A 10,962-nucleotide genomic window follows, 5' to 3' on the forward strand; every position below is an offset into this window, starting at 1 on the left:
CGTCTGGGCGACCGCCGACGCTAGGCGACCCTCCGTGCTCCCCGCGCCTCGCGGGTCGAGCCGCAGGTGTCGCCGGTCCCGGTCCGTTCCTTCCAGACAATAAGGTTGAATCCATGACCATCTCGGTCGCCGTTTCCGGCGCTTCCGGCTACGCGGGTGGCGAGATCCTCCGCCTCCTCGCGGCGCACCCCGACATCGAGATCCGCACCGTCACGGCGCACTCGAACGCGGGGCAGCCCCTCATCGACCACCAGCCGCACCTGCGCTCGCTCGCGCACCTCACGCTGCAGGACACGACCCCCGAGATCCTCGCGGGCCACGACGTCGTCTTCCTGGCGCTGCCGCACGGGCAGTCGGCGCAGTACACCGAGCAGCTAGCGGGTACGCCCCTCGTCATCGACGCGGGCGCCGACCACCGGCTCACCTCGAAAGACGCGTGGGACGCGTTCTACGGCGGCGAGTTCCCCGAGCCGTGGACCTACGGCGTCCCCGAGCTCCCGATCGCGAACGGGAAGCAGCGCGACCGACTGGCCGGGGCGACCCGGATCGCGGCGCCCGGCTGCAACGCCTCGACCGTCTCGCTGAGTCTCTCGCCCGGCGTCGCCGCCGGCGTCATCGATGCCTCCGACATCGTCAGTGTCCTCGCGGTCGGCCCCTCGGGCGCGGGCAAGAGCCTGAAGACGAACCTCCTCGCCTCCGAGATCCTCGGCAGCGCCAATCCCTACGCCGTCGGTGGGACGCACCGGCACATCCCCGAGATCCAGCAGGCGCTGACGGATGCCGGTGCCGCAGGCCCCGTCCGCATCTCGTTCACGCCCGTGCTCGTGCCGATGGCGCGCGGCATCCTCGCGACCTCGACGGCACCGATCGCGCCGGGCGTCAGCGACGAGCAGGTCCGGGACGCGTGGGAGTCTGCGTACGCGGGGGAGACCTTCGTCCAGCTGCTCCCCGCCGGGCAGTTCCCGCGGACGGCCGACGTCCTCGGCGCGAACACGGCGCTGATGGGGCTCGCGATCGACCGCGCCGCGAACCGCGTCGTCGTGGTGACGGCGGTCGACAACCTCGTCAAGGGCACCGCCGGCGCTGCCATCCAGTCGATGAACATCGCCCTCGGCCTTCCCGAGGCCACGGGCCTGAGCGTGAACGGAGTCGCGCCGTGAGTGTGACCGCAGCGAAGGGGTTCGAGGCGGCAGGCGTCGCGGTCGGCCTCAAGTCCACCGGCGCGAACGACGTCGCCGTCGTCGTGAACCGCGGACCAAAGAAGGTCGGCGCCGCGGTGTTCACGAGCAACCGCGCGAAGGCGAACCCGATCATCTGGTCGCAGCAGGTCATCGGTGATGGTGTCGTCGAGGCCATCGTCCTGAACTCCGGCGGCGCGAACTGCTTCACGGGCTCGTTCGGGTTCCAGACCACCCACCAGACCGCCGAGAAGGCGGCCGAGCTCCTCGGCGTCGGCGCGGGCGACGTGCTCGTCTGCTCCACTGGGCTCATCGGCACCGGCGACGAGGTCTTCCGCTCGAAGGTCCTCGCAGGTGTCGAGCAGGGCATCGCCGCGCTCTCCGCGGACGGCGGCGACGCGGCATCCCTCGCCATCATGACCACCGACTCCCGCCCGAAGCGCGCCGTCGTCACCGGCGACGGTTGGACGATCGGTGGCATGGCGAAGGGTGCCGGCATGCTCGCGCCGGGACTCGCCACGATGCTCGTCGTCATCACCACCGACGCCGACCTCGACCCGGCCGAAGCGGATGCCGCGCTCCGCACCGCCACCCGGGTGAGCTTCGACCGGCTCGACTCCGACGGCTGCATGTCGACCAACGACCAAGTGACGCTGCTCGCGAGCGGCGCCAGCGGCGTCCGTCCCGACCTGGACGCGTTCGCGGCGGCGCTCACGCAGGTCTGCCGCGACCTCGCCGAGCAGCTCCAGGGCGATGCCGAGGGCGCGAGCCACGACATCGCGATCGAGGTCGTCGGCGCGGCATCCGAGGAGGACGCGGTCGTCGTCGGGCGCTCGGTCGCCCGCAACAACCTCTTCAAGGCGGCGATCTTCGGCAACGACCCGAACTGGGGGCGTGTGCTCGCGGCGATCGGTACCACCGACGCGGCGTTCGACCCGTACGACGTCGACGTCTCGTTCAACGGGGTGCGCGTGTGCACCGCAGGCGGCCCCGATCGCCCCCGCGAAGAGGTCGACCTGACCCCGCGTCGCACGCACATCCTCATCGACCTGCGCGTCGGCGACGCTGCGGCCACGATCCTCACGAACGACCTCACCCACGACTACGTCCACGAGAACAGCGCGTACTCCTCATGACCGATCTGCAACAGACCACTCCCGAAGAGGCTGCCGGCAAGGCCGCGGTCCTCGTCGAATCGCTGCCGTGGCTGAAGCGCTTCCGCGACCAGATCGTCGTCATCAAGTACGGCGGCAACGCGATGGTGAGCGAGGAGCTGCAGGCGGCGTTCGCCGAGGACATCGCCTACCTCCACCACGTCGGTGTGAAGCCGGTCGTCGTGCACGGTGGGGGTCCGCAGATCTCGAAGATGCTGGACCGCCTCGACATCCACAGCGAGTTCAAGGGCGGTTACCGCGTCACGAGCACCGAGGCGATCAGCGTTGTCCGGATGGTCCTGACCGGTCAGATCAACCCACAGTTGGTCTCGCGCATCAACGCGCACGGCTCGTTCGCGACCGGCCTGTCCGGCGAAGACGCCGGGCTCTTCCGTGGCCGCCGCCGCGGTGTGGTCGTCGACGGCGCCGAGCACGACCTCGGCCACGTCGGCGACGTCGTCGGCGTCGACCCGCAGTCGGTCCTCGACCACCTCGCGGCCGACCGGGTGCCGGTCATCTCGTCGATCGCGCCGGATGCCGATGCCCCCGGCCAGTCGTTGAACGTGAACGCGGATGCCGCCGCCGCGGCGCTCGCCGTCGCGCTGGGCGCCACGAAGCTCGTCATCTTGACCGACGTACCCGGGCTGTACGCCGACTGGCCGAACCGGGACTCGCTCGTCTCGCACCTCACCGCGAGTGAGCTGCGGGACATGCTCCCGTCGCTCGAGTCCGGCATGATCCCGAAGATGCAGGCATGTCTTGACGCGGTCGACGGCGGCGTCGATCGAGCGGCGATCATCGACGGGCGGCAGCCCCACTCGGTGCTGGTCGAGCTTTTCACGGCAGAGGGAATCGGAACAGAGGTGGTGGCGCAGTGAGCGGCGCAGCAGGAGTGATCGCGACGAGTTGGAAAGACGATGCGGCGCGCGATCTGGTGCTGAACGCGGGGGAGCGCTACGCGATGCTCGTCCGCGGCGAAGGCGCCTACCTGTGGGACGACGAGGGCACGCGGTACCTCGACTTCCTCGGCGGCATCGCCGTCGTCTCGCTCGGCCATGCCCACCCCGTGTTCGTGCAGGCCGTCGCCGATCAGGCGGCCACCCTCGGTCACGTCTCGAACTACTTCGCGACGCCGCCGCAGCTCGGTCTCGCAGCACGGCTCAAGCGCCTCGCCGGCACCGGCGACACCGGTCGCGTGTACTTCGGCAACTCCGGCGCCGAAGCGAACGAGGCGGCCTTCAAGCTCGCTCGGTTGCACGGCGGCGCCGACCGGCCGCGCATCCTCGCGCTGAAGCAGGCGTTCCACGGCCGCACGATGGGCACGCTCGCCCTCACCGGCAAGCCGGCCATGCAGCAGCCCTTCGAGCCGATGGTCCCCGGCGTCGAGTTCCTCGACTCCACGATCGAGGCGCTCGAAGCGGCACTCGACGATCGCGTCGCCGCACTCTTCGTCGAGCCCATCAAGGGCGAGGCTGGTGTCCTCGAACTTCCCGAGGGCTACCTCCAGGCTGCGCGCGAGCTGACCGAGCGCCACGGCGCGCTCCTCATCGTCGACGAGATCCAGACGGGTGCTGGTCGCACCGGCGCGTGGTTCGCCTTCCAGCACGCCGGCATCACGCCCGACGCGATCACCGTCGCGAAGGGCATCGGCAACGGCATCCCGATCGGCGCACTCATCACCTTCGGTGCCGCGAGTGAACTCTTCTATCCGGGCACGCACGGCTCGACGTTCGGCGGCAACCCGCTCGCCACCGCCGTGGCATCCGCAGTGCTGGACGAGATCGAACGAGCCGGCCTCGTCGAGGCCGCGGCAGAGCGCGGTGCGCAGATCCGCGACGCGATCGACGCGATCGGATCGTCGTTGGTGGACGGATGCCGCGGGCGCGGCCTCCTCATCGGCGTCTCGCTGCGGCACCCCGTCGCCGGCGCGGTCGTCGCTGCTGCACAGCAGCACGGCCTGATCATCAACGCCGCGAACGAGTCGACGATCCGCCTCGCGCCGGCGCTCACGATCGGCGACGTCGAGATCGACGAGTTCCAGACCCTGTTCGCCAAGGCCCTCGCGACCGTCGAGGACGCCCTGCTGCTCGATTCCATGGCCGACACCACCACGGAGGCATCCGCATGACCCGCCACCTTCTCCGCGACGACGACCTGACCCCCGCCGAGCAGGCCGAGATCCTCGATCTCGCCCTCGAGCTCAAGCAGGACCGCTGGGGTGAGAAGCCGCTCGCCGGGCCGCAGACGGTCGCGGTGATCTTCGACAAGTCATCGACCCGCACGCGCGTGTCGTTCGCGGTCGGGATCGCCGACCTCGGTGGGTCGCCGCTCATCATCTCGACGGCCAACAGCCAGCTCGGCGGCAAGGAGACGCCGTCGGACACGGCACGGGTCCTCGAGCGCCAGGTCGCCGCGATCGTGTGGCGCACGTACGCGCAGGCCGGACTCGAGGAGATGGCCCGCGGTACTCGCGTTCCCGTCGTCAATGCGCTGAGCGACGACTTCCACCCGTGCCAGCTGCTCGCCGACCTGCTCACGATCCGCGAGCACAAGGGCGACCTCAAGGGGCTGACGCTCTCGTTCTTCGGCGACGGGATGTCGAACATGGGGCACTCGTACGCGCTCGCCGGTGTCACAGCGGGGATGCACGTGCGCATCGCGTCACCCGAGGCCTACGCGCCTCGGGCCGATGTCGTCGCCGATGCCGACCGCATCGCGGCCGAGACCGGCGGATCGCTCACCCTCTGCACCGACCCGCTCGAGGCCGCTGCCGGTGCCGACGTCGTCGTGACCGACACGTGGGTCTCGATGGGCAAGGAAGAGGAGAAGCTCTCCCGCATCCGCGATCTCGGCGGCTACAAGGTGACGAACGAGTTCATGGGCCTCGCGAAGGACGACGCGATCTTCATCCACTGCCTGCCCGCCGACCGCGGGTACGAGGTCGACGCCGAGGTCATCGACGGCCCGCAGAGCGTCGTCTGGGACGAGGCCGAGAACCGACTGCACGCGCAGAAGGCGCTGCTGGTGTGGCTGCTTCGGCAGCAGTGAATCGCGCTTCGTCGCTGACGACGGGGTGGCGGCGCTGGAACGGCGCCGCCCGGCTGCACGGCGTCGATCTCGCCCGTGCGCTGGCGGTGTTCGGCATGCTTGCGGCACACCTGTTGACCATCGACGACCCGCTGGCGCTGTCGCAGCCGGAGACGTGGATCGCGCTCGTCAACGGACGGCCGTCGGTCTTGTTCGCGTTGCTCGCCGGGGTGTCGCTCGCGATCATCTCGGGCGGCGCGAACCCGGCGCGCGGCGCCGCGTTGTCGCTCGTTCGCCGGCGGATCGCCGTCCGCGCGCTTGTGCTCTGGCTTATCGGGCTCGCGCTGCTGGCGACGGGCGTGCCGATCTACGTCATCCTGCCGGCGTACGCGATCCTCTTCCTCCTCGCCATTCCGTTCCTCGTCGCCCCGCCCGTCGTCCTCTGGGTGACTGCTGCCGTGATCGCGATCGCGGTGCCCTGGATCCTGCCGATCCTGGATGCCGCGCCGGTCTGGGAGAGCGCGGTGGGGGAGCCTCTCTTCCATGCGACCGGCTGGCCGTACCCGTTCCCCGCGTGGCTCGCATACGTGCTCGCCGGCATCGCGATCGGGCGTCTCGACCTCCGTCGCACCTTCGTCGCATGGATGTTGCTCGCTGCCGGCGCCGCGGCGGTCGCGGTCGCCGGCATCGCCGCCACGCTGCTGCGGTTCCCCGAGGATGGCTACCTCGCTGCGGTGTGGAGCGCCGAGCCGCACACCGAGGGCATCCTCGACATCGTCGGGACGGCGGGATTCGCCGCAGCCGTCCTCGGGGCTTGCCTCCTGGTCTGCCGGACCCCGGCGACGTGGGTCCTCGCGCCGCTGCGGGCCGTCGGCTCGATGCCCCTCACCGCGTACGTCGGGCAGGTCGTGGCATGGGCGATCGCGGCATTCGTGCTGCTGGGAGACACGACCGATCTCTGGGGTTTCCGTGCGCTCGAGCCGTTCTGGTGGTTCATCGCCGCGACCGTCGTGGGCTGCTCGCTGTGGGCGTGGCTCGTCGGACGAGGTCCGGTCGAGCGGCTCGTCGCGGCCGTCGTCCGATGGGTGACGCCAGGGTCGGCACAGGGGCGAGCGGATGCCGCAGATAGGGTGGACAGGTGAGCGACAGCAAGAACGAGGCAACGAATCAGGGCGCACTGTGGGGCGGACGGTTCGCGTCCGGCCCGTCGCCGGAACTCGTCGCCCTGAGCCGCTCGACCCACTTCGACTGGGCGCTCGCCGCCTACGATCTCGCGGGATCCCACGCGCACGCCCGCGCGCTCGCCGCGGCCGGATATCTCACCGCTGACGAAGAGGCTCGCATGCACGCAGGCCTCGATGCGCTCGGTGTCGCCGTCCAGGACGGGTCGCTCGTCGCCCGCCCCGAGGACGAAGACGTGCACGGCGCGCTCGAAGCGGCGCTCATCGCCGAGGTCGGCGCCGAGCTCGGTGGCAAGCTCCGCGCGGGGCGCAGCCGCAACGACCAGATCGCGACGCTCGTGCGGATGTACCTGCTCGACCACGCGCGGGTGATCGCCCGCGACCTCCTGCGCGTCATCGACGCGATCGTCGCGCAGGCCGAGGCGCACCCCGAGGCGATCATGCCCGGCCGCACCCACCTGCAGCACGCCCAGCCCGTCCTGCTTGCCCACCACCTGCAGGCGCACGCGTGGCCGCTCATCCGCGACCTCGAGCGTCTCCGCGACTGGTCGGCCCGCGCGTCGGTATCGCCCTACGGCGGCGGCGCGCTCGCCGGCGCGACGCTCGGGCTCGATCCGCAGCTCGTCGCGGATGAGCTCGGCCTCGCACGTCCCGCCGAGAACTCGATCGATGGCACCTCCGCTCGCGACGTCGTCGCGGAGTTCGCGTTCATCGCAGCGATGATCGGCGTCGACCTCTCCCGGTTCGCCGAAGACATCATCATCTGGAACACGCGCGAGTTCTCGTTCGTGCGCCTCGACGACGGCTACTCGACCGGGTCGAGCATCATGCCGCAGAAGAAGAACCCCGACATCGCCGAGCTCGCGCGCGGCAAGGCGGGGCGGCTCATCGGCAATCTCTCCGGCCTCCTCGCGACGCTCAAGGCGCTGCCGCTCGCGTACAACCGCGACCTTCAGGAGGACAAAGAGCCGGTCTTCGATTCGATCGTCACCCTCGAGACCGTGTTGCCGGCGTTCGCAGGGATGGTCGCGACGCTGCGGTTCGACACCGATCGGATGGCGTCGCTCGCGCCCGAAGGTTTCTCGCTCGCGACGGATGTCGCCGAGTGGCTCGTGAAGCGCGGCATACCGTTCCGTGAGGCGCATGAGATCTCGGGTGCCCTCGTCCAGGCTTGCGAGCAGCGGGGGATCGGTCTCGAGGATGCCGACGACGCGCTGCTCGCCGAAGTGTCACCGAGGCTCGAGCCGTCGGTGCGTGAAGTGCTGACTGTCGAAGGCTCGGTGGCGAGCCGCACGGGTGTCGGCGGCACGGCTCCGGCCCGGGTGACCGAGCAGCGCGCAGAGCTGGTGCGTCGCGCACAAGCGGCCGGACACGCGCTCGGCCTTTGACGCGGGCCCGGGCGAATCGACGCCCGATAAGCATTCCGCTGATTTTCTTAGCAAATTAGCAAAAGACTTATAAGCTTCGAATATGAGTACCGTCATCATCGGCGACATCATCGGTTCGCGGGAGCTCGTCGATCGTGCGCGCGCACAGCGCCTCATCGATGGTGCCGTGGCGAAGGTCGAGGCCGATGCGCCGGGTGCGGAGCGAGTGCTCACCCCCACGGTGGGCGATGAGGTGCAGGGGGTGTACCCGGGTCTCGCGGAGGCGTTGTCTGCGCTGACGTTGCTGCGCCTCGCGTTGCCGGACGAGGTCGACCTCCGCTTCGGCGTCGGCGTCGGGCCGATCGGCGTCGTCCCGTCGGCAGCCGGTGGCATCGCCGAGGGCCCGGGATGGTGGGCCGCTCGCCGCGCCATCGATACGCTGCACGCGAAGCAGGTCCGTGCCCTCCCGCGCGCCCGGACGTGGGTCGCCGCAGCGGACGGAGCGATGGATCCGCTCGCGGTGGAGCTCGCGAATGCCTATGTGTGGTCGCGCGACGAACTCATTTCGACGATGTCCGAGCGGACGCGGCGACTCGCCTACGGTCGCTGCCTCGGGTCGACGCAGGCGGAGCTCGCCGCACAGGAGGGCATCACGCAGTCGGGGGTGTCGCAGGCGCTCACGGCCGCGGGTGCCGCGGCGGTCGTCGAGGCGTTCAAGCAGCTGCGGTCGGTCGTGTGACGATCACCAGATCGCGAGCCTGACGAGCGCGCCGGCGGTGGCCGCCCACACGAGGCTCGCGAACGTACCGACGATGAAGCGCTCTCGAGCCTCCGCCGCGGCGAGCTCCGAGAACCGCCCGATGCCCTTGATCGCGACGACGACGGCGATCGCTTCGGGGAACCCTGCCATCACGGTCAGCACGACGGCGAGTCGCTCGAGGTAGCCGATCGCGGTGCCACCGCGCAGGAGTGGCTCGAGTCCATCGGCGGAGGCCGATGGGCGTGGCGGGCCGATGAGGATGCCGCCGTCCGCCGTCTCCCGTACTCGCGAGCCGGCGGCGAGTCGGAGGACGACCCGGGTCGCGGGGTTCCCGCCGAGCACGGCGAGCACAACGCCGAGCAGCGCGATCGGCACCGCGACGGAGGCGTGGACGTCGACGGGGGAGACCGCCGCGACGACCGTCGCGCTGACCAGGACGATCGCGGCCGCCGCCATCGGCGATGTCTTCGGCTGCCGGAACGTGATCGCCGCCAGGACGAGCGGTGCCGTCAGGCCCGCGAGGACGACGATCGACAGACTGAGGGCGATGACCGGGTCCACGTACAGGGCGTCCATGTCCGCCAGTCTGACACGCACCGTCGACGCTGCGCGGAGGCGCGTCCTGCCGCGCTGATAGCCTGAAACGCGTGTCTGCAACCCCCGTGAGCGCACTCGCGCCCGCCAACGATCCGTCGTTCGAGAACGTCTGGGACGAAATCGTCTGGCGCGGCCTCGTGCACGTGTCCACCGACCAGGAGGCGCTGCGCGCGCTGCTGTCCGAGGGCTCGATCACGTACTACTGCGGCTTCGATCCGACTGCGCCGAGCCTGCACCTGGGGAACCTCGTGCAGCTGCTCCTTATGCGGCGCCTGCAGCTGGCAGGCCACAGCCCGCTCGGGCTCGTCGGCGGCTCGACCGGCCTCATCGGCGACCCGCGTCCGACCGCGGAGCGCGTCCTCAACACTCGGGAGACCGTCGAGGAGTGGGTGTCGCGCCTGCGCGCACAGGTCGAGAGATTCCTGAGCTTCGAGGGCGACAACGCCGCCCGCATGGTGAACAATCTCGACTGGACCGCGCCGATGAGCGCGATCGATTTCCTCCGCGAAATCGGCAAGCACTTCCGCGTCGGGACGATGATCAAGAAGGACGCGGTCTCGGCGCGACTGAACTCCGATGCCGGGATCAGCTACACCGAATTCAGCTACCAGATCCTCCAGGGCATGGACTTCCTCGAACTGCACCGCAGCTACGGCTGTGTGCTGCAGACCGGTGGCAGCGACCAGTGGGGAAACCTCACGAGTGGGACGGACCTCATCCACCGTGTCGAGGGCACCTCGGTGCACGCCATCGGGACGCCGCTGATCACGAACACGGACGGCACCAAGTTCGGCAAGAGCGAGGGCAATGCGATCTGGCTGGATGCCGAGATGTGCAGCCCTTACCGGATGTACCAGTTCTGGCTGAGCACCGCCGATGCCGATGTGATCTCTCGGCTCAAGGTCTTCACGTTCCTCACGCGCGATGAGATCGCCGAGTACGAGCGCCTCGTGGAGACGGAGCCGTTCCGTCGTGCGGCGCAGCGCCGACTCGCGCTCGAGGTGACGACGACGGTGCACGGGCACGACGCCGCGCTCGCGGTCGTCGCCGCGTCGGATGCACTGTTCGGCCAGGGTGATCTGACGTCGTTGGATGCCGCCACCCTCCGCAGCGCACTCGAAGAGCTCCCGCATGCTCGCACGGCCGACGGGATCCCTATTGTGCAGGCGCTCGTGGAGACCGGACTGGTGTCGAGTCTGAGCGAGGCTCGTCGTGCCATCGCTCAAGGCGGTGTGGTCGTGGACGGCGAGAAGGTCGCGGACGAAGGCCACATCGTGGCTGGTTCCTTGCCCGGGGGAGTGTCGGTCGTGCGCCGCGGCAAGAAGACGCTTGCCGGCGTCTTCGTGGGGTAGGAGCGCGCGACACGCCCGGGATGCAAGGGTGATTTGCCGGACCCGTCATCCGCGCGTAACTTATTACTTGTTCGCCCCACAGGGAAGAGCGAGAGCCGGAAGGCCTTGCCCCCTCAAGCGGAGAACGAGCCCAACCCAAACCTCTCCTTGAGAGAACAAGACCGTGAGGTCTAGGATGGGAAGCCCACCTCGAAGCCCCGTGGTGATCGCACGTCGGAGATCTGAGATCTCGATATGCCATCACGTTCGGCGAGGCGTGGACACGACGAGAAGTTGCCTCACTACGAAGCCCGGAAGGGTGGTGTGGGAGCATCCGATCCTTGAGAACTCAACAGCGTGCACTTGT

Annotated in this window: 10 protein-coding genes; 9 read left to right on the forward strand and 1 reads right to left on the reverse strand. The window is 69.6% G+C overall.

Annotation, left to right across the window (positions count from 1 at the left end; genetic code table 11):
* Positions 1-113 precede the first annotated feature (113 nt).
* The 8 genes from argC (at position 114) to QNI14_RS11455 (ending at position 8,646) form a co-directional block, all read left to right on the forward strand.
* Complete coding sequence (gene argC / locus QNI14_RS11420) at positions 114-1,160, forward strand: N-acetyl-gamma-glutamyl-phosphate reductase (protein ID WP_283716718.1); 1,047 nt, start codon at positions 114-116, stop codon at positions 1,158-1,160.
* Positions 1,157-2,314 carry a bifunctional glutamate N-acetyltransferase/amino-acid acetyltransferase ArgJ gene (gene argJ / locus QNI14_RS11425; protein ID WP_283716719.1) on the forward strand — a complete coding sequence of 386 codons (1,158 nt, stop codon included), beginning with the start codon at positions 1,157-1,159 and terminating at the stop codon, positions 2,312-2,314. The genes argC and argJ overlap by 4 nt, the downstream gene beginning before the upstream one ends.
* On the forward strand, positions 2,311-3,210 hold the full coding sequence (gene argB, locus QNI14_RS11430; protein ID WP_283716721.1) for an acetylglutamate kinase: 900 nt from the start codon (positions 2,311-2,313) through the stop codon (positions 3,208-3,210). The genes argJ and argB overlap by 4 nt, the downstream gene beginning before the upstream one ends.
* Complete coding sequence (locus QNI14_RS11435) at positions 3,207-4,460, forward strand: acetylornithine transaminase (protein ID WP_283716722.1); 1,254 nt, start codon at positions 3,207-3,209, stop codon at positions 4,458-4,460. Before argB ends, QNI14_RS11435 begins: the two co-directional genes overlap by 4 nt.
* The gene (argF, locus tag QNI14_RS11440; protein ID WP_283716723.1) at positions 4,457-5,380 is read left to right on the forward strand and encodes an ornithine carbamoyltransferase; all 924 of its coding nucleotides are present in this window, start codon (positions 4,457-4,459) and stop codon (positions 5,378-5,380) included. The genes QNI14_RS11435 and argF overlap by 4 nt, the downstream gene beginning before the upstream one ends.
* On the forward strand, positions 5,359-6,501 hold the full coding sequence (locus tag QNI14_RS11445; RefSeq protein ID WP_283716724.1) for a heparan-alpha-glucosaminide N-acetyltransferase domain-containing protein: 1,143 nt from the start codon (positions 5,359-5,361) through the stop codon (positions 6,499-6,501). Before argF ends, QNI14_RS11445 begins: the two co-directional genes overlap by 22 nt.
* Complete coding sequence (gene argH, locus QNI14_RS11450) at positions 6,498-7,928, forward strand: argininosuccinate lyase (protein WP_283716725.1); 1,431 nt, start codon at positions 6,498-6,500, stop codon at positions 7,926-7,928. Before QNI14_RS11445 ends, argH begins: the two co-directional genes overlap by 4 nt.
* An 82-nt stretch (positions 7,929-8,010) precedes the next feature.
* Complete coding sequence (locus QNI14_RS11455; protein WP_283716727.1) at positions 8,011-8,646, forward strand: SatD family protein; 636 nt, start codon at positions 8,011-8,013, stop codon at positions 8,644-8,646.
* Between the two features lie 3 nt (positions 8,647-8,649).
* On the opposite strand, the gene QNI14_RS11460 is transcribed toward QNI14_RS11455, so the two are convergent.
* Complete coding sequence (locus tag QNI14_RS11460) at positions 8,650-9,243, reverse strand: hypothetical protein (protein WP_283716729.1); 594 nt, start codon at positions 9,241-9,243, stop codon at positions 8,650-8,652.
* Positions 9,244-9,314: 71 nt separating this feature from the next.
* Between QNI14_RS11460 and tyrS the strand changes: the two genes are divergently transcribed.
* Complete coding sequence (tyrS, locus tag QNI14_RS11465) at positions 9,315-10,616, forward strand: tyrosine--tRNA ligase (RefSeq protein WP_430539273.1); 1,302 nt, start codon at positions 9,315-9,317, stop codon at positions 10,614-10,616.
* The last annotated feature ends 346 nt before the right edge of the window (positions 10,617-10,962 follow it).

This window comes from Microbacterium dauci (assembly GCF_030065535.1).
GTDB lineage: Bacteria > Actinomycetota > Actinomycetes > Actinomycetales > Microbacteriaceae > Microbacterium > Microbacterium dauci.